The organism is Pseudomonas sp. Pseusp9 (assembly GCF_059491265.1).
Map to the genome: position 1 here is coordinate 4,992,429 of NZ_CP168500.1, position 21,555 is coordinate 5,013,983.

The 21,555-nt window shown below is 59.8% G+C and carries 19 protein-coding genes; 7 read left to right on the forward strand and 12 right to left on the reverse strand.

The window, feature by feature from the left end:
• Window positions 1-100 precede the first annotated feature (100 nt).
• On the forward strand, window positions 101-892 hold the full coding sequence (locus ACEN8E_RS22730; protein WP_495589956.1) for a dienelactone hydrolase family protein: 792 nt from the start codon (window positions 101-103) through the stop codon (window positions 890-892).
• Window positions 893-982: 90 nt separating this feature from the next.
• On the forward strand, window positions 983-1,708 hold the full coding sequence (locus ACEN8E_RS22735; protein ID WP_495589957.1) for a 4'-phosphopantetheinyl transferase family protein: 726 nt from the start codon (window positions 983-985) through the stop codon (window positions 1,706-1,708).
• Between the two features lie 126 nt (window positions 1,709-1,834).
• On the opposite strand, the gene ACEN8E_RS22740 is transcribed toward ACEN8E_RS22735, so the two are convergent.
• On the reverse strand, window positions 1,835-3,445 hold the full coding sequence (locus ACEN8E_RS22740; protein WP_057399094.1) for an ATP-binding protein: 1,611 nt from the start codon (window positions 3,443-3,445) through the stop codon (window positions 1,835-1,837).
• A complete protein-coding gene (locus ACEN8E_RS22745; protein WP_495589958.1) occupies window positions 3,442-4,164 on the reverse strand; it encodes a winged helix-turn-helix domain-containing protein in 723 nt (240 codons plus the stop codon). Before ACEN8E_RS22745 ends, ACEN8E_RS22740 begins: the two co-directional genes overlap by 4 nt.
• A gap of 739 nt (window positions 4,165-4,903) precedes the next feature.
• Here ACEN8E_RS22745 and ACEN8E_RS22750 point away from each other — a divergent pair.
• A complete protein-coding gene (locus ACEN8E_RS22750) occupies window positions 4,904-7,801 on the forward strand; it encodes a ribonucleoside-diphosphate reductase subunit alpha (protein WP_495589959.1) in 2,898 nt (965 codons plus the stop codon).
• A 326-nt stretch (window positions 7,802-8,127) separates the two neighbouring features.
• Here the strand turns inward: ACEN8E_RS22750 and flgE are convergent, their stop codons facing one another.
• From flgE to ACEN8E_RS22780, 6 genes are all read right to left on the reverse strand, one after another.
• Entirely contained in the window at window positions 8,128-9,459 is a 1,332-nt protein-coding gene (flgE, locus tag ACEN8E_RS22755) for a flagellar hook protein FlgE (RefSeq protein WP_495589960.1), read from the reverse strand.
• Between the two features lie 30 nt (window positions 9,460-9,489).
• Window positions 9,490-10,212 carry a flagellar hook assembly protein FlgD gene (flgD, locus tag ACEN8E_RS22760; RefSeq protein ID WP_495589961.1) on the reverse strand — a complete coding sequence of 241 codons (723 nt, stop codon included), beginning with the start codon at window positions 10,210-10,212 and terminating at the stop codon, window positions 9,490-9,492.
• 15 nt (window positions 10,213-10,227) lie between these two features.
• Entirely contained in the window at window positions 10,228-10,671 is a 444-nt protein-coding gene (gene flgC / locus ACEN8E_RS22765; RefSeq protein WP_007980123.1) for a flagellar basal body rod protein FlgC, read from the reverse strand.
• A 3-nt stretch (window positions 10,672-10,674) separates the two neighbouring features.
• Window positions 10,675-11,082, reverse strand: coding sequence for a flagellar basal body rod protein FlgB (flgB, locus tag ACEN8E_RS22770; RefSeq protein ID WP_495589962.1), 408 nt, complete (start codon window positions 11,080-11,082; stop codon window positions 10,675-10,677).
• Window positions 11,083-11,450: 368 nt separating this feature from the next.
• Window positions 11,451-12,278, reverse strand: coding sequence for a protein-glutamate O-methyltransferase CheR (gene cheR, locus ACEN8E_RS22775; protein WP_495589963.1), 828 nt, complete (start codon window positions 12,276-12,278; stop codon window positions 11,451-11,453).
• A gap of 45 nt (window positions 12,279-12,323) precedes the next feature.
• Window positions 12,324-13,256 (reverse strand): chemotaxis protein CheV, encoded by a 933-nt coding sequence (locus tag ACEN8E_RS22780; protein WP_085717184.1) that lies wholly within the window; start codon window positions 13,254-13,256, stop codon window positions 12,324-12,326.
• Window positions 13,257-13,339: 83 nt separating this feature from the next.
• Here ACEN8E_RS22780 and flgA point away from each other — a divergent pair, with 83 nt between their 5' ends.
• The 4 genes from flgA (at window position 13,340) to ACEN8E_RS22800 (ending at window position 15,948) form a co-directional block, all read left to right on the forward strand.
• Window positions 13,340-14,098 carry a flagellar basal body P-ring formation chaperone FlgA gene (gene flgA, locus ACEN8E_RS22785; RefSeq protein ID WP_495589964.1) on the forward strand — a complete coding sequence of 253 codons (759 nt, stop codon included), beginning with the start codon at window positions 13,340-13,342 and terminating at the stop codon, window positions 14,096-14,098.
• Between the two features lie 167 nt (window positions 14,099-14,265).
• Window positions 14,266-14,592, forward strand: a complete 327-nt coding sequence (gene flgM / locus ACEN8E_RS22790) for a flagellar biosynthesis anti-sigma factor FlgM (protein ID WP_429367111.1) — start codon at window positions 14,266-14,268, stop codon at window positions 14,590-14,592.
• A 48-nt stretch (window positions 14,593-14,640) separates the two neighbouring features.
• Window positions 14,641-15,108, forward strand: coding sequence for a flagella synthesis protein FlgN (locus ACEN8E_RS22795; protein WP_085717181.1), 468 nt, complete (start codon window positions 14,641-14,643; stop codon window positions 15,106-15,108).
• Window positions 15,109-15,201: 93 nt separating this feature from the next.
• Window positions 15,202-15,948, forward strand: a complete 747-nt coding sequence (locus ACEN8E_RS22800; protein WP_495589965.1) for a flagellar brake protein — start codon at window positions 15,202-15,204, stop codon at window positions 15,946-15,948.
• Window positions 15,949-16,014: 66 nt separating this feature from the next.
• Here the strand turns inward: ACEN8E_RS22800 and ACEN8E_RS22805 are convergent, their stop codons facing one another.
• The 4 genes from ACEN8E_RS22805 to ACEN8E_RS22820 all read right to left on the reverse strand — a co-directional run bounded on the left by ACEN8E_RS22805 (window position 16,015) and on the right by ACEN8E_RS22820 (window position 21,201).
• Complete coding sequence (locus tag ACEN8E_RS22805) at window positions 16,015-17,391, reverse strand: MFS transporter (protein ID WP_495589966.1); 1,377 nt, start codon at window positions 17,389-17,391, stop codon at window positions 16,015-16,017.
• A gap of 70 nt (window positions 17,392-17,461) precedes the next feature.
• Window positions 17,462-18,706, reverse strand: coding sequence for a glutamine synthetase family protein (locus tag ACEN8E_RS22810; protein ID WP_495593375.1), 1,245 nt, complete (start codon window positions 18,704-18,706; stop codon window positions 17,462-17,464).
• Window positions 18,707-18,907: 201 nt separating this feature from the next.
• Window positions 18,908-19,600 carry a sensor histidine kinase gene (locus tag ACEN8E_RS22815; protein WP_495589967.1) on the reverse strand — a complete coding sequence of 231 codons (693 nt, stop codon included), beginning with the start codon at window positions 19,598-19,600 and terminating at the stop codon, window positions 18,908-18,910.
• Window positions 19,600-21,201: a response regulator gene (locus tag ACEN8E_RS22820; protein WP_495589968.1), complete on the reverse strand. Its 1,602-nt coding sequence runs from the start codon at window positions 21,199-21,201 to the stop codon at window positions 19,600-19,602. The genes ACEN8E_RS22815 and ACEN8E_RS22820 overlap by 1 nt, the downstream gene beginning before the upstream one ends.
• Window positions 21,202-21,555 lie beyond the last annotated feature (354 nt).

A 21,555-nucleotide genomic window follows, 5' to 3' on the forward strand; every position in this document is an offset into this window, starting at 1 on the left:
GGTTACGCACCGAGCCCTGAACTCCCCCTGAACGCACTCTGAACCCGGGCTGAACCGCCCCTCCCGAATGTTTCGACACTTTTCAAGAGGAGTTCCGACCATGCGCATGTTCTTCGCCGCCCTCCTGCTGGCCATGAGCGGGCTCAGCCAGGCCGCCATCCAGACCCGGGAAATCCCTTACCAAAGTGCCGATGGCACGAAAATGATTGGCTACTACGCCTACGACGATGCCCTCAAAGGGCCGCGCCCCGGAGTCGTGGTGGTGCATGAGTTCTGGGGCCTGAACGATTACGCCAAGCGGCGTGCCCGGGATCTCGCCGGCCTGGGCTACAGCGCCCTGGCCATCGACATGTACGGTGACGGCAAAAATACCGAGCACCCCAAAGACGCCATGGCCTTCATGCAAGCCGTGGCAAAAGACAGTGCCGTGTCGAGCGCGAGGTTCAAGGCCGGGCTCGACCTGCTCAAGCAACAACCGCAGACCGATCCGCATAAAATCGCCGCCATCGGCTACTGCTTCGGTGGTGGTGTGGTGCTCAATGCCGCAAGACAGGGCGTGCCATTGGCAGGCGTGGTGAGTTTCCATGGCGCGCTGGCCACCAATACGCCGGCAACACCAGGCAGCGTCAAGGCGAAGATCCTTGTGGAACACGGGGCGCTGGACAGCATCGTCACCCCGGAAAACATCACGGCGTTCAAGAGCGAGATGGACAAGGCCGGTGCCGACTACAGATTCGTCAGCCTCGACGGCGCCAGGCACGGCTTCACCAACCCGGATGCCGATCGATTGGGCCATGGCGATCATGGCGGGCCGGACATTGGTTATAACAAAGCTGCGGATGAAAAGTCCTGGGCGGACATGCAGGCCTTCTTCAAAAGGATCTTTGGTTAACCCTGATATATGTGGCGAGGGGGCAAGCCCCTCGCCACAAAAGCCGTCTGCCACTACCCAGCCCCAGGGCAACCCGGCAAAATGCCCGGCATGAACTCCACTCCTGCCCTGCCCGTCTGCTGCACCCCCCTCGATGACCATTGGCCGCTGCCGTTTGTGCTGCCCGATACGGTTCTGGTGAGCACTCATTTCGATAGCACCCGGCTGGCAATCGATGATTTTCAGCGCAGCGCTGTGGAGGCGCCGGCGAGCATTCAGCGCTCTGTCGCCAAACGTCAGGCGGAGTTTCTCGCCGGGCGGGTGTGCGCCCGGGCCGCGTTACAGCGGCTCGAAGGCTTGGGTTTCATTCCGGCCATCGGCGAAGACCGGGCACCAGTCTGGCCTGCCCATATCACCGGTTCGATCACCCATAGCACTGGCCGGGCTGCGGCGATTGTCGCGAACAAAAGCCATTGGCGCGGCCTGGGCATGGATCTGGAAAACCTGCTCAATGCCGATCGGGCCGAACGCCTGGCCGGGGAGATCCTCAATCCGCCGGAGCTGCAGCGCATGGCGGCCGCTCATCACGATCAGCGGGCGTTGCTGGTCACCCTGACCTTCTCGGTCAAGGAAAGCCTGTTCAAGGCGCTCTATCCGATCGTTCAGCAGCGTTTTTATTTCGAACACGCCGAAGTGCTGGAGTGGCGTGAGTCGGGTGAGGTTAAGTTGCGACTGCTCACGGACCTGTCCTGCGAATGGCGCAACGGCACCGAGCTGGATGCGCAGTTCGGGGTCAAGGATGGGCAGTTGTTGAGTCTGGTCAGCATAAAGGCCTGAAGTCTTTGGCGTCTGTCAGGCCGCCAACGCGAGCAGGCTCGCTCCTACACCGGATCCGCGTCGCTACCAAAAATCCCTGTGGGAGCGAGCCTGCTCGCGATGGGGCCCTATAAAACGACACAAGACTCAGCGCTTCTCCTGATTCCTCGGCCAACTCAGGCTGAAACACGCCCCACCCAGGCTTTTGCTCTTGCCGATCAACGCCCGCCCGTCATGCCAATGGATGATGCGTCGCACAATGGACAGGCCTAACCCATGGCCTCCAGAAGCACGGGTGCGGCTGTCATCGAGACGCAGGAACGGCGTAAAGATCTTCTCCCAGGCCGACTCCGGCACCCCCGGCCCGTCATCCTCGATATCCACCCGGCATCGCTGCTGCCCCACCTGATAGCTGATGGTCACCCGTGATTGCGCATGGCGCATGGCATTGCTCACCAGATTCTGGATCGCCCGATGCAGATAACGCGGCTCGGCCTCGACCCAGGCGTCGTCGTTATCGGCCGCCGACAGGCACAACCCGCGCTGTACCGTGACGTCGGCGCGCAACGGCGCCAGTTCTTCAATCACTTGGTTGACCAAGGCATCCAGGTCGATCCGCTGAAAGTTCAATGCCGGAGAACCCTGTTCGAGCCGTGCGTAGGTCAGCATCTCGTCGACCAGCCGGTCAAGGTCCTCGATGTCGTGGTCCATGCCCTGGCAGTATTTTTCCAGGGCTTGCGGTGTGGTGGCCGAGCCGATCATCTCCAGGCCAAAGCGCAGGCGCGCTACCGGCGTGCGCAATTCGTGGGACACCGCGCGCACCAGTTCACGCTGGATCGCCAGCAACTGTTGCAAGTGCTCGGCCATGCCATTGAAGGCCGAGGCCAGGCGCCCCACGGAATCCGCGCCGCGCGCCGGCACCCGGGTTTCCAGGCTGCCCTTGGCGATGCGCGTGGCCGCGGCCTCCAGGCCACGCAAGCGGCGCTCGAGCTGACGCACCAGCAGATAAACGATCAAGCCGATCAGCGTCAGGCCCAGCGCGGCGATCAGCACCAGCCATTCCGGGGGATAAGGATTCATCTGGTACAACGGACCGATTTCCAGGACCCACGGCGTGCCGACCATGCCGGCAAACACCCGGATCGAATCGCCCCCCTTGCCCAGCGCCATCACCGTGTCGCCCTCGGACACTCGGCGGCTCTGGTCTTCGTCCATGTCCGCCTCGTCAACCGTGACCAGGCGCAGGTCGAAGCCAAAGCCCTTGCTTTCCTTCAATTGCGCCAGGCGCAAGGGCTGGTCGGCTACCGGAGTCCGCACCAGTTCATCGGTCAACAGGTAGATGGTCGCCCGGGCCAGTTGTTCGCTGATCTGCTGCACTTCCCCGGTGAGCATCAACTGCTCCTTGTCGCTGACCAGCTTGTACACCTTCGCCGCGTGCGGCCCGGTCTGCTCCACCAATGCCTGGCCACGCAGCACACGAGTGCGCTGGGTCAGGTCGAGGTCAGTCTCGGTAAAGGTTTTCAGCGCCAGCGGAATGCCCAGCAGCCGCTCCCACACCAGCAAGGCCCGGTGGCGCTCGGTCTGGTTCATCGGTTGCAGGTTGTCGGCCATCAGCGAAAACGTGCCGTGGGCCAGGCGCTCGCGGTATTGCTCGCTGCGCACCTGATTGAGCAGGTGCAACGCCAGCACACCGAGCACCGCCACCAGAATCAGCGCGGCACACATGCCGCCATAGATGCGCAGGAAGATCGAGTTCACAGGGTCTGGTCTACGCAAGCCTCGGGAACGAACAGATAGCCTTTGCTGCGCACAGTCTTGATCAACCGTGGATGCTCAGGATCATCGCCGATCTTCGGGCGGATGCGCGAGATGCGCACATCGATGGAGCGGTCCTGACCGTCATAGCCGATGCCCCGCAGGGCGGTAAAGATCTCTTCCCGGGAGAGGATGCGCCCGGCATTGGCCACCAATAGCCAGAGCAAGTCGAATTCGGCGCTGGTCAGTTCGATGCCGTTGCCCTGCAACCAGGCTTCGCGTAAAGCGTTGTCGACCATCAGCGGGCCGAACTGCAGTCGCCGCTGTTTTTCCGGGGCGGCTTCGGGCGTTTCACTGCGACGCAACAAGGCCTGGATGCGCGCCAACAGCAGACGCGGACGTACCGGTTTGCACACGTAGTCGTCAGCCCCCAGGTCCAGGCCGAGAATCTGGTCAGTGTCATCGGTGCGGGCCGTGAGCATCAGGATCGGCCCGTCATATCGGGCGCGGACCTTGCGGCAAATGCTCAGGCCATCTTCACCGGGGAGCATCAGGTCGAGGATCACCAGGTCCGGTTGTTCCTTGATGATGCGGTTCGCAGCGAGTGCACCGTCGCCTTCGATCGATACACGCAGGCCATTGGCTTCCAGGTAATCGCGGGTCAGTTCGGCCAGTCGCTGGTCGTCCTCCACAATCAATACCTGCCAGGCTTCTTGCTCCACGGGTGACCTCTGCTTGCCAAAAACACTAATAAGGAAGGATCCACCCGTCTTTTTGTAATGATTCGGGGGGACTAATATGTATACACGCTGGGCCGATTGTATAAACGCCGCCCGTCGAGAACACAAGCGGGTAAATGCGTTCGGACAACAGGGTTTTTTGTGATAGGGTTCGCGCCCTTAAAAATCCGAACGAGCGTTTTCGATCGTAGAAAATCGCTGAAAAAAGGTCCGGTCCAGCAGCGTCGCGGCCTACACGCCGGTTCCCTCTTTCACACACAATTTACGCACAGGTTTATCCACAGGTAGTACGTTGCAATCCCCCCCTAAAACGCATTATCTTGTAGCCCGGCGCTAAAAAAACCCTAGATATAGGGTTTTGCGCAAAAAACCAAACACAAACCAGACACCAATTTCAAGCGCTATTATTGCCTCTGTCCGGTTGAACCAAACGTATTTTCGAAAGACCAAACCGCGCGTGCGGATGGCTACCGTATTTCGGCCCCGAGTGGTGAAAACGGTACGGGTGTTGCAGTCCCGACTGTCACCTGCAATGGATCCCGGTTTCAGGCCCAAGGCGTGAAACCAAAGACTTCGGCATGGAAGCGGCGCCCGATAAAGCCCCTTCCTACTGTCCCGAAGTTGTTATGCCCGGCGCTCGCCGGTTGTAGTGCTTCAGGACGGAACGGTGGGCACCGTGATGGTGCCCAAACAAACATAGAGAATGTGGAGACACTCCCCCATGCAAACCGACACAACTCGCGAGAACCCGCAGGGCACCTTGCCGCCGGCCGCTGATTCGAATTCGGATCTGTCCGCCACCGCGCCTGGCCAACTGCGCGTGATCAAGCGTAACGGCACTGTCGTTCCCTACACCGATGACAAAATCACCGTCGCCATCACCAAAGCGTTTCTCGCAGTTGAGGGCGGCACCGCTGCCGCCTCGTCGCGAATCCACGACACCGTTGCCCGCCTGACCGAACAGGTCACCGCGACCTTCAAGCGTCGCATGCCGTCGGGCGGCACCATCCACATCGAAGAAATCCAGGACCAGGTCGAACTGGCCCTGATGCGTGCCGGCGAACAGAAAGTCGCTCGCGACTACGTGATCTACCGTGATGCCCGCTCCAAGGAACGTGCCGTGCGTGCGCCGGCCGAGGAAGCGGTCAACAACGCTCACCCGTCGATCCGCATCACCCGTGCCGACGGCAGCCTGGCGCCGCTGGACATGGGCCGCCTGAACACCATCGTCACCGAAGCCTGCGAAGGCCTGGAAGAAGTCGACGGCGACCTGATCCAGCGCGAAACCCTGAAGAACCTGTACGACGGCGTGGCCCTGAACGACGTCAACACCGCCCTGGTGATGACTGCCCGTACCCTGGTTGAACGCGAGCCGAACTACTCGTTCGTGACCGCGCGCCTGCTGATGGACACCCTGCGTGCCGAAGGCCTGGGCTTCCTCGGTGTGGCCGAAAGCGCCACTCACCACGAAATGGCCGACCTGTATGCGAAGGCGCTGCCGGCGTACATCGCCAAAGGTATCGAGTTCGAACTGCTGAACCCTGTGCTGGCCTCCTTCGACCTGGAAAAACTGGGCAAGGCGATCAACCACGAGCGCGACCAGCAATTCACCTACCTGGGCCTGCAAACCCTGTACGACCGTTACTTCATCCACAAGGATGGCGTGCGTTTCGAACTGCCGCAGATCTTCTTCATGCGCGTGGCCATGGGCCTGGCGATCGAAGAGAAGCACAAAGAAGCCCGTGCGATCGAGTTCTACAACCTGCTGTCGTCCTTCGACTACATGGCTTCGACTCCGACCCTGTTCAACGCCGGTACCCTGCGTCCACAGCTGTCGAGCTGCTACCTGACCACCGTGCCGGATGACCTGTCGGGCATCTACCACGCGATCCACGACAACGCCATGCTGTCGAAATTCGCTGGTGGCCTGGGCAACGACTGGACGCCGGTTCGTGCGCTGGGTTCGTACATCAAGGGCACCAACGGCAAATCCCAGGGCGTCGTGCCGTTCCTGAAAGTCGTCAACGACACCGCCGTTGCCGTTAACCAGGGTGGCAAGCGCAAAGGCGCTGTGTGCGCCTACCTGGAAACCTGGCACATGGACATCGAAGAGTTCATCGAGCTGCGCAAGAACACCGGTGATGACCGTCGTCGTACCCACGACATGAACACCGCCAACTGGATCCCTGACCTGTTCATGAAGCGCGTCTTCGATGACGGCAAGTGGACCCTGTTCTCGCCGTCCGAAGTGCCGGATCTGCACGATCTGACCGGCAAGGCCTTCGAAGAGCGCTACGAATACTACGAAGCCCTCACCGAGTACCCGGGCAAGGTCAAGCTGTTCAAGACCATCCAGGCCAAAGACCTGTGGCGCAAGATGCTGTCCATGTTGTTCGAAACCGGCCACCCATGGCTGACTTTCAAAGACCCGTGCAACCTGCGCAGCCCGCAGCAGCACGTCGGCGTGGTCCACAGCTCGAACCTGTGCACCGAGATCACCTTGAACACCAACAAGGACGAGATCGCCGTTTGCAACCTGGGCTCGATCAACCTGCCGAACCACATCGTCGACGGCAAGCTGGACACCGCCAAGCTGCAACGCACCGTGAACACCGCCGTGCGCATGCTCGACAACGTGATCGACATCAACTACTACTCGGTGCCGCAAGCGAAGAACTCCAACTTCAAGCACCGTCCGGTCGGCCTGGGCATCATGGGCTTCCAGGATGCGCTGTACCTGCAGCACATTCCTTACGGTTCCGACGCCGCCGTCGAGTTCGCCGACAAGTCGATGGAAGCGGTCAGCTACTACGCGATCCAGGCTTCCTGCGACCTGGCCGACGAGCGCGGCGCGTACGAGACGTTCCAGGGTTCGCTGTGGTCCAAAGGCATCCTGCCTCTGGATTCGCAACAGATCCTGATCGAGGCTCGCGGCCAGAAGTACATCGATGTCGACCTGAACGAAACCCTGGACTGGGCACCGGTTCGCGCTCGTGTACAGAAAGGCATTCGTAACTCCAACATCATGGCCATCGCACCGACCGCGACCATCGCCAACATCACCGGCGTCTCGCAGTCGATCGAACCGACCTACCAGAACCTGTATGTGAAATCGAACCTGTCGGGCGAATTCACCGTGATCAACCCGTACCTGGTTCGCGACCTGAAGGCTCGCGATCTGTGGGACTCGGTCATGATCAACGACCTGAAGTACTACGACGGTTCGGTGCAGCAGATCGAGCGTATCCCGCAGGAACTCAAAGAGCTCTACGCGACCGCATTCGAAGTGGACACCAAGTGGATCGTCGACGCCGCCAGCCGTCGTCAGAAGTGGATCGACCAGGCTCAGTCGCTGAACCTGTACATCGCCGGCGCTTCGGGCAAGAAGCTGGATGTGACCTACCGCATGGCCTGGTACCGTGGCCTGAAAACCACTTACTACCTCCGTGCCCTGGCCGCGACCAGCACCGAGAAGTCGACCATCAACACCGGCAAGCTGAACGCTGTTTCCAGCGGCGGCAACCACGGTGAAGATTCGGTCCTGGCAGCGCCAGCCGGCCCTGCTCCAGTACCGAAGGCTTGCGCCATCGACGAGCCGGATTGCGAAGCTTGCCAATAAGCTGAGCCGGTAACACAAAAACCCCCGACAGGCCTTCGGCTTGTCGGGGGTTTTCTTTTGCCTGGATAAACACCATCAACCGTAGGAGCGAGCCTGCTCGCTCCTACAGAGGGCCGGTTTTTTCCTGGATAAACACGCTCAACTGTAGGAGCGAGCTCGCTCGCGATGGTCGTCAACGATAACGTTGGATGCCTGATACCCCGCGGTGATTTCAGGTTCCTCGCAAGCAGGCTCGCTCCTACAGGCGGGCATCACATCCAATACCAAACCCCGGGCCACAAAAAAGCCCCTCTCTCGAGGGGCTTTTCATGCAGCGCAATCCAGCATCAAGTCATCTGAATGATGGTCTGCATGATGGTGCTCTGGGTGGAGATGGTCTTGGCGTTCGCCTGATAGTTGCTCTGCGCCTTGATCAGGTCGACCAGTTCGTTGGTCAGGTTGACGTTGGACTCTTCCAGGGAGTTGGAAACGATCGAACCCAGGGTGCCGGTTTCCGGCGCATCGTAACCCGGGATGCCCGACACATAGGTTTCTTTCCAGCTGGTGCCGCCCACCGGCTGCAAGCCTTGCTCGTTGGTAAAGCTGGCCAGGGAAATCTGGCCGATCGGTTTGGTCTGGTTGTTGCTGAAGTTGGCCAGCAGCACACCGCTGCCGTCGATGGTCAGGTTGGTGATCTGGCCAGTGGCGTAACCGTTCTGCGAAGGAATCGAACGTGCGGTATCGGCGTTGAACTGGGAGGTGTTGGCCATGGAGATGGTCACACCGGCCGGGTCGGCGGCAGCACCGTTGACTGTCCACACGCCATTGGTGACGGTACCCGGCGTCCAGTTGGTGATCTTCAGGTCATTGCTGATCACCGAAGTCGGTGGCGTGGTTGGCGGCGTCACCGGCGTGCTGACCGAGACCAGTTTGCCGGAGGCGTCGAACTTCATGGTCGAAGGGATCGGCGCGATCACCTTGGGATCGCTGCCGTCAGGGTTGCGACCATCGATCAGGGTATAGGTATCCCAGGTGTTCGGCCCGGTCTTGACCATGTATTGATCCATGGGGTGCTGGTTACCCTGAGTATCGAAAACCGGGGTACTGAACGACTTGGTGAAGGTCTCGGTCTTGGACGGATCGAACTTGTTGGTCGCTACTGTCTGGTCGATCACCGGCGACGTGGAGTCCAGGTTGATGGTCGACGAAACCGAGTTGGTGGATTTCGGCGCGAGGTTGGAGGTATCGATCTGCAGGTCGGTCAGCACGCCATTGACGATCTTGCCGTTGGAGTCCACACCGTAACCTTGCAGGCGGGCAGTGCCGTCGCTGTTGGTGACGTAGCCGTCCTTGTCGGTCTTGAACGTACCGGCACGGGTGTAGGTCAGCGAGCCGTTGTTGCTCAGAACAAAAAAGCCATTGCCCTGGATACCCATGTCGAGCACGTTGCCGGTGTTGCTCACGTCACCCTGGCCGAACTGCTGGGAAACGTTGGACAGGCGCACGCCGCTGCCAACGGTCTTGCTGCCGGTGCCCAGGCGGGTCGCCGAGTACACGTCTTCGAATTCTGCACGGGACGATTTGAAACCGGTGGTCGCGACGTTGGCGATGTTGTTGCCGGTCACGTCCAGTTGTTTGTTGGCTGCATAGAGACCGCTAAGGCCGATATTGTAAGACATCATCACTCCTTTGTGCCGTGTTAGTCGGCTCTACATACCAATGGTTTGTACTTTGGACAGGGCAACGCTGCCCAGTCCGGCGAGGTTGAGCATCAACTCACCGCCGGTCTGGCTGATGGTCACGCTGTTGACGGTCGCGGGCAGATTGGTGATCAACGCGACGGACTTGCCATCGATCGTGGTCGTGGCGCCGAAGGTGTAGGTGCCCGCAGGCACCGTCTCACCCGCATCGTCCTTGCCGTCCCAGATGAAGCTGGCATTGCCGGCCTTCTGCGCACCGAGGTCGATGCTGCGCACGGTCTTGCCGCTGGCATCGACGATCTTCAGGGCGGCAGACGCCACCGAAGACGGAACCACCACCGTGCCGCTGAGGCTCTTGTTGGTATCGACCACGGCCTTGTCGCCCGGTGCGATGACCGAACGGCCCACCAGCGACGATGCCTGCAGTGCCTGGGACGAGTTGTAGTTGCCGGCCAGGCCGCTCACGGTGTCGTTGAGCGTGGTAATGCCTTCCAGGCTACTGAACTGCGCCAGCTGGGCCACGAACGCGCCGTTGTCCTGAGGCTCCAGCGGGTTCTGGTTTTTCAGCTGGGTCACCAGCAACTGCAGGAACGCATCCTTGCCCAGGGCCTTGTTGCCCGTGGCGCTGCCGGCTGCCGACGCGAGGCCGTCAGTCGTGGGGTTAGTCTTGATCGAGGAGTTGGCCAGGATGTCTTTGAGGCTCAATCCACTGGTGGAATCGGTAACACTCATCTGAGTCGCCCCTTATCACTGACCAAGGGTCAGGACTTTCTGCATCATGGTTTTGGCGGTGTTCATCATTTCGGCGTTGGTCTGAAACGAACGGCTCGCGGAAATCATGTCGGCCATTTCTTCAACCACGTTGACGTTCGGGTAGTAGACGTAGCCCTTGGCATCGGCCGCCGGATGGTTCGGCTCGTAGCGCGCCTCGAGATTGCTCTGGTCTTCAACCACACCCAGCACCTGCACGCCCTGACCGGCGGCGTCCTGGCTCTGGAACAGCGAGTCGCTGCCGCCGCTCTGGCCGCCCTGGAACATGGTGGCAAATACCGGGTGGCGCGCGCGGTAGGTCTGGTCGATGCTCGACGAGACGGTCTCGGCGTTGGCGATGTTCGAAGCGACGGTGTTCAAACGCGTGGTCTGCGCACTCATGCCGCTACCGGCGATATTGAAAACACTGGATAGAGACATGGCTTACTCTCCGCGCAGGGCTGATACCAGCCCTTTGAATTTGCTGTTGAGCAGGGTGAAGCTGGCCTGGAAGCCGATCGCGTTTTCCGCGTAGTTCGACTGTTCCAGCTGAGCATCCACGGTGTTCTGGTCGATCGACGGTTGCATCGGCGTGCGATACAGCAACGACTCATCGCCATTGCCCAGACCTTCAGCTTCGATATGACGGCTGTTGGTCATGTTCAAGGCGAACGTGCCGTTCTTGGTTTTCTCGTTCTGCTCGGCGAGCACTGTCGAGAAATCCAGATCCCGAGCCTTGTAGTTCGGGGTATCGGCGTTGGCGATGTTGTTGGCCAGGACTTCGGCACGCTGGGCGCGGAAGCCCAGGGCTTGTTCGTGGATGCCGAGCGCTTTATCGAAGCTGATGCTCATGTCGGGAAACCTTCGGGTGACCTGATTTTTCGTAGGATCAACTTAGCAAGCCCCATGCCAATTCAAAAAAGCCCGGAAACCGGGGCTTTGCCGGCCATGGCAACGCGGCAATGCCAGAAAAGCGGCAACGGTTTTCCGCCGCCTGCCGCTTTTCTGCCGCTTCCTCCACTTTTCAGAACACCGCCTACCTCTGTGGGAGCGAGCCTGCTCGCGAAGGCGGCGTGTCAGGCAACATTGATCTCACCTGTCAGGGCACCTTCGCGAGCAGGCTCGCTCCCACAAGGGCCAGCAGCGTTTGCAAGAAATCAGCAGGCATAAAAAAACGGGAGCCCATGAGGACTCCCGTTTTTTTTGATACTGCCAAAAAATCACTTCGCCTGGTAAATGATCCCCGGACTGCACTGGACCATCTGGTAATGATCCGGCAAACCGTTCAGCGCTTCGGAGGCACCAAGGAACAGGTAACCGCCCGGCTTCAACGTACTGTGGATGCGCAACAGGATGTCCTTCTTCACCTCGGCGGAGAAGTAGATCAGCACGTTGCGGCAGAACACGATATCGAACTTGCCCAGGCTCGCGTAGCTGTCCAGCAGGTTGAAGGAACGGAACTCCACCCGGCTCTTGATCGGCGTCTTGATCGCCCAGCGTCCCGGCCCTTTCGGGTCGAAATAACGCTGCAGGCGCTCTGGCGACAGACCACGGCCGATGGCCAGGCTGTCGTACTCGCCGGTCTTGCAGTTGGTCAGCATGGTGGCGGACAGGTCGGTGGCAACAATCTGCACGCCCATCCTCAACTGGCCCATGTTGACCCGCTCGAACTCGTCGATGGACATCGACAGCGAATACGGTTCCTGGCCTGAGGAGCACGCCGCCGACCAGATACGCAGGCGCTGGCCTGGACTGGCCTTGATCGCTTCGGGCAGTACCTTGTTCTTCAAGACTTCAAACGGGTAGGTGTCACGAAACCACAGGGTTTCGTTGGTGGTCATGGCGTCTACCACCTGCTCGCGCAAACCGCTGCGCGGCTGGGTCTGCATGCGCTGAACCAGCTCCCCCAGAGACTTGATGCCTTGCTGTTCCATCAGTTTGTTGAGACGGCTGGAGACCAGGTACTGCTTGTTTTCACCGAGCAAAATGCCACAGGCTTTTTCCAGGAACACCCGGAACTGTTCGAAATCCAAATTACCCGTAGACAATGATGCCGCCTCTTAAATCATGTTGACTGCCAGGGGCGCAGGCCCCTAGCTGATATCTGCTGCCTTGATCCGGTCGACTACCCGGGATGCCAGGTCATCAGGACGGAATTTGGCCAGGAAGTCATCGGCACCGACCTTCTTGACCATCGCCTGATTGAAAACCCCCGACAACGAAGTATGCAGGATGATATGAAGCTTTTGCATGCGCGGGTCGTTGCGGATTTCCGCCGTCAGTGTGTACCCGTCCATCTCCGGCATCTCGATGTCGGAGATCATCATCAGGAACTCTTCTTCCGGTTTCTTGCCTTCATCGACCAGTTTGCGCAGGTAATCCAGCGCTTGCCGACCGTCGTTCAACGCCACCACTTCGACGCCAACCGTTTGCAGGCAACGCGTGACCTGCTTGCGTGCCACCGAAGAGTCGTCGACCGTCAGCACCCGCAACGAAAGCGCCTTGTGCTGGGTTTCGACATCCACCACGCCGACGGAAATCGCTTCCGGCGTCGGCGCCACCTCTGCCAGCACTTTCTCGACGTCGATGATTTCGACCAACTGATTGTCGACCCGCGTCACCGCCGTCAGGTAGTGATCGCGCCCGGTGCCCTTGGGTGGCGGATGGATTTCCTCCCAGTTCATGTTGACGATGCGTTCCACCGAGCGGACCAGGAAACCCTGGGTCTTGGTGTTGTACTCCGTGATGATCACGAAGGGATTGTTCTTGTCCTTCAATGCACCGGAGCCGGTCGCCATCGCCAGATCAAGAATCGGTATGGTCGCCCCCCGGATGTTCGCCACGCCGCACACGACAGGACTGGATTTGGGCATCAGCGTCAATTGGGGGCATTGCAGCACCTCCCGAACCTTGAACACGTTGATCCCGTACAGCTGCTGGCCGTCGAGACGGAACAACAACAGCTCCAGGCGATTCTGCCCCACCAGTTGCGTGCGCTGGTTTACCGCATCCATTACACCAGCCATGCCCAGACTCCTACACCAACGCCAAGTGTTGTTGCGACGCGCCTTCATCACTAAACGGCACGGCGCTTGCTTTTTTAATCGTTATGAACACAGAACCGACATTTTTTCGACGCCTGACCACACTCTGCCGCAAATTGCCCGGCGTGCTGGCGGCTGTTTGCCTGTTCAACGCTGGCAGCCCTGCCCTTGCTGACGCGGTTACCTTGCCTGACATGCTTATCGGCGTCACTCAGGGCTTTCTTGAGTTCACCGTAGAAGACTATCTGGCTACCAGTCAAACGGAAGGTCGCTACGAGATCCAGGTCAACCCGCTCGATCCGCGCATGCACATGCCCGTGTGCGACAAGGAATTGACAGCAACCCTTGAGAGCCCCAAGCCGCTGGGACGGGTCACGGTCAAGGTCCGTTGCGAGGGCGCCGCCCCCTGGACCGTCTTCGTGCCCGCTCAAGTCCGCCTGTTTCGCGATGTCGTGACCACCGCCCGGCCACTGCGCCGCACCGCCATTGTCGAGCCCGGGGATGTGGTCCTGCGCGAACGTGATATCAGCCTCATCAGCCAGGGCTACCTGACCTCCCTTGATCAGGCGATCGGGCAGCGACTGACCCGACCAACGGTCGCCGACCAGGTGATTACCCTGGTGCACATCGAACAGGCCGAGGTCATCCGCAAGGGAGATCAGGTGGTGATTACCGCCCGCAGCGGGACGCTCAGCGTACGCATGCCGGGCGAAGCCCTGTCAAATGGCGGCCTGAGCGAACAGATCCGGGTTAAAAACCTCAACTCCCAGCGAATCATCAAGGCGCAGGTCATGGCGCCGGGGCAGGTGGAAGTGTCCATGTAAGGCGCTCTGTTCACCGGAATGTGGCGCTTGCCGCGGCTGTTCCCTAGACTGTGCTCCATGCAGGGCAAGCGCTGACGCGCGCGAGGTTCATTGATAAATGAGCCTAAAGTTTTCCAGGGAATGGCCGAAACCATGGCAAGCGTCCAAATTCCCAGAGGTTTTTTATCATGGTCATCGATTTCAGCCGTTTGAACAGCTCCTCGTCCCTTACGGGCAGTACACGTACCAGTGCCAGCAAGGAAAGCGCCGAAGCCGGCAAATCCGCGCCGCTGGAGTCCGCGGCCGAACAGGCCGGTACCGTCAAAAGCGGGGAATCGGTACATCTCAGCAATGAGGCTCAACAGTTGCAGAAGGTCACTGACAAGCTGCGCGATCAGCCTGCCGTCGACAAAGCCCGCGTGGCCGAGTTGAAAGCAGCGATTGCCGATGGCAGCTATAAGGTCGACAGCAACCGTGTAGCCAGCAAACTGCTCAACTTCGAAGCCCAGCGCTAGGCCACCGCCGGCGCCAGGCTTTTGGACGCTTAAAACCCAAGGCCAGCCATGCACGACACTAATTTACTGCAACTGATCACCGACGACTTTGCTCCAGCGCAACACTTGCTGGAATTGCTGCAGACCGAATCCCTCGCATTGCATGGCCGCGACATGCCATTGCTCGAGGACATCCTGGCGCAGAAACAGGCATTGATCGTCTTGCTCGAACAGCATGGCCGCAAGCGCAGTGAAACTCTCGCCAGCCTCAACCTGCCGACCAACCGTGGCGGCCTTGAGCAGTTGGCCAGTCAGTCGAGCATTGGCGACCAGTTGCTGGCGCAAAGTGACGTGCTGACCGATCTCCTGGCCCAGTGCCAGGCCATCAATGCCAACAACGGTCAGTCGATCCTCACTCAGCAGGCCGCTACGGCCACCCAGCTGAAAATCCTCACCGGCGGTGAAACCCCGGCGCTGTACGATGCCAGCGGAACATTCTCCAAGCTTGTCAAGCCACGCCCGCTCAGTCAGGCTTAGCCCGCTCGATGAGCCCGCTCTATCCAAGACGCAAAAAATGCTGGCAAAATGCTGGCCAGCCGTAGTCAAATTTTGTCTGGAGATTGATTAACCGTGTCCAATGCCTTAAACGTGGATGATGCCCCGCAGCCACCCAAGGTGCTCTCCACGCCCCTGGAAATCTCCGGCAACCTGCGCCAGCTGATCGAAAGCCATGACCCGCTGATCATCACGTTCCACGAGCGCAGCCAGCGCTTCCAGAGCTATCTGGTGGATCTGGACCGTGACAGCAACATGATTGCCCTGGACGAAATGATTCCCCGAGATGGCGAACGCTTCCTGCTGGCGGGCGAACCGTTCAAGGTCGAAGGCTTCCACGAAGGTGTGCGCATTGCCTGGGAAAGCAACGGTCAATTGAACATCGACGAATCCGGTGACAGCCGCTGCTATCGCGGCAGCCTGCCCGATGAAGTGGTCTACCACCAGCGCCGCAATGCGTTCCGTGCGGCACTGAAGCTGGCACAACTGGTCAACGTCAACCTCGACGGCGAAAAGCTCAAGGCCCCCATCAGCGGCAAGCTGCTGGATATTTCCGCGACCGGCTGCAAACTGCGTTTCGAGGGCGACATCACTGGCAGCCTGCAACTGGGTCAGGTTTACGACCGCTTCAATGCCGACCTGCCCTTTGGCAAAATGACCGCTCCGGTCGAATTGCGTTATCTGCACTTCGAAGAAAAGATTTCCACCACCTTCGCTGGCGTTCGCTTCCACAACATGAGCGGATTGGTGCAGCGCCAGGTCGAACGCTTCGTCTACCAGTTACAACGCGAAGCGCGCCGCTTCGACAAAGACGACTTCTGATAAAGCGCCAACAAAAAACGGGCAGCCCCTTGCGGTGACTGCCCGTTTTTTTTTTGCGCCCGGGGTTTAAGGCCTGAGCTCACTGAAGTCTGGGGCCCGCCCTGTATCGGGATCTTCCGGCGGCTGATCGGATTCAGTTTCGGTGACAGTTTCAGGTTCAGGTTCTGCCCCGGCACTCACCGGACCGTGCATCTGATCCTGAACCACCTGCTCATCGACACGCGGGTCGAGGCAGGCCACCAGCGGTGAACTCGTCATGTTGTCCGGCATGGCCACGTGATGCAGCGGCGCATCTTCCACCTGATGCAGATTGGTCACCGCTTTCGGGCGAATCCGCCACACCAGTACCAACGCGAAGAAACTGAAAAACGCATAGAGCATCTGGCTACCGAACAACTTCATCAGCACGCCAGCCACCAGTGGCCCGATACTCGCGCCAACGCCGTAGGTCACCAGCAACATTGCCGTCAGGGACACCCTGCGATCGCCTTCGACATGGTCGTTGGAGAACGCCACCGCCAACGGATACAGGCAGAACTGCACCAGCGAACAGACGAAACCGGCGATAAACAGAACCTCCAGCGGCACCTGCGGCATGATCGCCAGCGGCAATGCCGCCAGGGCCAGGCTGAATGCAAAACTGCGGATCAGCACAGCCCGATCATAGCGGTCGGACAACCAGCCCAACGGCCACTGCACCAGCAACCCGGCAAAAATGCAGCACCCCATGAACAGGCCGACCTGCTCTGTGGACAACCCTTGTTGCGAGGCATACAGCGGCGCCAGACCGTAGAACGAACCGACGATCAGGCCTGCCCCGAGCACCGTGCTCAACGACTGTGGCACACGCTTGATAAAGAACCGTGGTTCCATGGGTGCCGGATGCAAGGGTGCAGGGTGAATCCGTCGGGTCAGGGCCACGGGCACCAGGCACAGGGCGAAACACAGGGCGACCAGCATCAGCAGCTCCAGCCCCAGCGCCGGGTGCATGACCAGAATCAGTTGCCCCATCACCAGGCCCAGGTAAGAGGCGATCATGTAGCCGCTGAACACCAAGCCGCGTTGCCTGGCTTCGGCCTGCTCGTTCAGCCAGCTCTCGATCACCATGTACTGGCACATCATGCCGAGGCCGACGATCACCCGCAGAAACAGCCAGGCCGGCAACCAATCGATCAGGCCATGGCCCAACACCGCCGCGCCGACAATCCCGGCACAGGCCGAGTAGGCCCGGATATGCCCGACCCGGGCAATCAACCGGTGACCGATCTTGCCCCCCAGCACCAGGCCGAAGTAGTTGGCGGCCATCAATGCACCGACCCACAGGCTGTCGACATGATCGGCAGCCAGGCGCAAGCCCAGGTAAGTACTCAACAGGCCCGAGCCGATCAACATCATCAGCGAGGCGAAATACAGCGCTCGAAAGGATTTCCAGATTTGGCGCATCGGCGTTCCGAGCGGCTCCTTGCAGTGAGAATCGGCTATCGCTAAACGATAGCCGGATGTCGACGGATCGTCAGGCCTGGGCGGCTAATACACGCCGTTCCCAGGGAGTAATTTCATCAAGGAAACTGCTCAGCTCCAGGTTCTTCGAAGCAATGTAGCCTTCGATGAATTCCGCACCAAACAGTTCCTTGGCCAACTGACTACGTTTCAGACGCTCAAGTGCCGCATGCAAGGTACACGGCAACGAAAGATTGTCCGGCACTTCGAATTCACCCTGGATCGGCGCGCTCGGTTCCAGCGCGTTCTCGATGCCATGCAACCCCGCCGCCAGGCTTGCGGCAATCGCCAGATACGGATTGGCGTCGGCGCCCGGCAGGCGATTCTCGACCCGACGGGCCACCGGCAGGCTGGCCGGAATACGCAGGCCGGCCGCCCGGTTATCGTGGGACCAGCAGGCATTATTCGGTGAGGCGTAAGGGTGACACAGGCGCTGATAGGAGTTCACGTTCGGCGCAAACAACGCGGTGAAGTCGGCCATGCAAGCTTGCTGGCCGGCAATGAAATGGCGGAAGGTGGCCGTCTCCTGCCCCGCCTCATCGCTGAACACGTTGCGCCCCGAATCGATCTCGACGACGCTCTGGTGGATATGCATCGAACTGCCCGGCGTATGTGCCAATGGCTTGGCCATGCACACCACGCTCAGGCCGTGCTTGAGGGCAATTTCCTTGAGCAGGTGCTTGAACAGGAACGTCTGGTCGGCCAGCAACAGCGGATCACCATGCAGCAGGTTGATCTCGAACTGGCTGACGCCCATTTCGTGCATGAAGGTATCGCGCGGCAAACCCAACGCAGCCATGCACTCGTAGACTTCATTGAAGAAGGGGCGCAGTCCATTGTTGGAGCTGACGCTGAACGCCGACTGACCATCCTCGCGACGACCATCCAGCCCCAGTGGCGGTTGAAAAGCCAGGGTCGGATCCGTGTTGGGAGCGAAAACAAAAAACTCGAGCTCGGTCGCCACCACAGGGGCCAGGCCACGGGCCGCATAACGGGCAATCACCGACTTGAGCTGGCCACGGGTCGACAGATTGCAGCTGGTGGTGGTGCCCAGTTCATCCGCATCACAGATGGCGAAAGCCCGCGGTGGATGGCTCCAGGGCAGGCGGTGGATTTGCGCAGGGTCCGGAATCAGCGCCAGGTCGCCATCGTCGCTGCCGTAAAAACGCGCCGGCGGGTATCCGCCCATGATGCATTGCAGCAGCACACCCCGCGCCATCTGCAATCGTCGACCGTCGAGAAACCCCTCGCTGGTCATCACCTTGCCCCGTGGAACGCCATTCAAATCCGGCGTGACACATTCAACTTCATCAATGCCCGTCAATCGCTGCGCGAGTGAACTCAGGCCAACGGTCGTCATGACGCTATCCTTGTTATTGTGCGGGCCGCGAACGGCGACCGTACAAAATAGGCTCCACGTGTTCGGAATTTCAAGCAGCGCCGATAAATATGCTGCCTGTCAGGGCAGGTAAAGACGGAACACCCCGCCGCCCAATGGGCCGCCATTGCCGATTTCAGTGCGTCCGCCGACGCCGTTGCGCTGATGCAATGCGGCAATTCGTCCAGCAAAATACAGGCCCAGCCCGGTGCTGCCGGTGCTTTGATTGATGCCCTGCACGTAATCGGCCTGACGCTCGATCATCTGCGCCGGATAACCCTCGCCATCGTCATTGATGGTCAACACCAGTTGTCCGGCTTCGTCGCTGACGCTGATCAACACGGCATGCCGTGCAAAGCGAATGGCGTTGTTGATGCAGTTGGCCAATACCGACGCGATCAACTCACGGTCGAAGAAACCCAGCGGGCTCAGCGGGTCCACTTCATAGGTGGCCATGATGCCGCGGCTGGCGAACACTTCCTGATGACAAGCCAACTGCGCTTCGATGAAGTCGTCCAGCTCATGGTAGGCCGGTTGCAACGGCATCTGGTTGACGCCGAGCTTATACAGGCCCAGCAACTGCACCAGCATGCCGTTGAGGTGGGCGAACTCGAAGTCGATCACGCCCTGCTCCGGCGTCTGCTGCGCCGACGCCGGCAATCGCGCCAGCCACTGGCTCTGGGCCTGCATCAGCATGGCCAGCGAATTCTTCATGTCGTGCACGGTAGAGGCGATCACCGTGGAGAAATCCAGTGCCTGCCGGTTGTCGTTCATTATCCAAACGCCTTGCTATTGAGCTTCTGGTAACGCGGATAGCGCGCGTCGGTGTCGGGCATCAGGCCAACCATTTTCAGGCAGGTCCGGCATTCTTCCAGCTCCGCTGAAGGTGCGCTGGTATCGGTGCCGTGCAACAACGACTGCGCCAGGTTCAGGGCGATACTGATGTTCTTCGGCTGCATGGCCAGAGCTTTGCGAAAGACCTGCCGGGCCTCCACCAGATTGCCGGTCTTGTACACGCGCACGCCCTGCCGGTTGAGTTCGGCCGCGGCGCTACCGGAATTGAGGATGCTCGGGTCGTCGGTCTGCTTGGCGATGCCCTTCATGACTGCCGGATCGTCGCCGTAGATTTCCACGCAGTTTTTCAGCATTGCGGTGCCGGCTTCGCTCTGCCCGAGCATTTTCAGTTGCTTGGCCACCAGCAACGCCGCTTCGGCGCTCATGAATTGCTCCATGCCATCGAGGCGCAACAGGGCTTGCTCGGTGAGCTTGTCAGCTGTCTCGGCATCGTTGAGCAACAGGCTGGTGGCCTTCATCAGGCGTGCGCGGATTTGCAGGCCCGGGTCGGAGGGGTTTTCCTTGGCCACGGCACTCAATGTGGTGTTGATTTCCAGTCGGGTCCGCGTGTCCAGCCCCCTTTCGCTGCCCTTGCTGATCAATGCGTGGGCCAGGCCCAGATTGCTCTCGGCATCCTTGAACCGCGACTGCGCACCCTGGCTCACGGCCTGGCGATAAGCCTTGGCCGCCGTATCGAAGTCCTCGTTGGTCATTGCCAGCTTGCCCAGCAACGCTTGCCGGCGCACCGCCAGCGGCGACAGGCGAACCGCCTCTTCCAGAACGCGCTGTGCACCTTTGGTATCCCCTTCGGCGACCAGCACATCAGCCATGCCGTCATACAGCGACGGCATCATCGGGAAGACTTTAAGGGCTTTTTCGTAAATGCCTTTGGCCTGCCCGACCTGACCACGCTTGAACAGCAACTTGCCCAATCCGGCAAACGCCCATGGCAACGGGCGGTCGGCGATGATGCCGTCGTACAGCCGCTCCAGCGCTTCGTTCTGATTGAGGTCGCGCAGGGCATCGGCGCGGTAGCGCAGGCACAGAGGCGAATAGCGGATGTCTTGCTTGCACAAAGCGATGCAGGCGTTGAGCACCTCCATCGGCTTGCCGCGGTCTAGGGCCTGCAGGATTGGCTTGAGCAGGGTCTTGCGCTGCTCCAGGCGCTCCAGGCGCTGGGACAGACTGGAACGGTTGAAGGGCTTGGTCAGATAGGCATCGGGCTCGTGCTCCAGTGCACTGAGCACCATGGCCTGGCTCGTTTCGGCGGTGACCATGACGAACACCGCTTCATGACTGATCAGCTTTTCCTCCATCAGGTCTTCAAGCACCTGCTGGCCGTTTTTCTTGCCGTCACCCAGGTGAAAGTCCTGCAGGATGAAATCGTACTGCTTCTGCGAACACATTTTCAGCGCCTGTTCGCCGGTATCGGCAGTGTCCACTTCCTTGACACCCAATTCGCGCAGCATCGACCGAACCGAACTGCGGAAGTCCGAGAAATCATCGACGATCAGAAAACGCTTTTGGTGATACGACAGCATCGAAGATTTCCAGGCAATTTAAGAAGAAGAACCCACAGGCAAATACACGGACGGACTCAGCTTCGCAGCCCTTGTTTTGGCGCGCAGATGATAACGGGTGGCACTAGGCTATCAAACACCTTCTCATAGAGATGAGCTCCCCCCAAGCCAACCGCAAAAGGCAAAATGGCCCCTGACTGCCCGTGTTATCGGCCAGCAGTGGTGTTCCCTTGAGAACCTTCCCCAACGCTCACTTCGAATAGGTGAAGACGTTACTGAAAACGAGACATCGCGCACAAAAAAGTGCTGATAAATGAACGCCCGCAATTGCCGGACGCCTATGTCGTGGCGCAGGTATCAGTAACTGCCAATTCA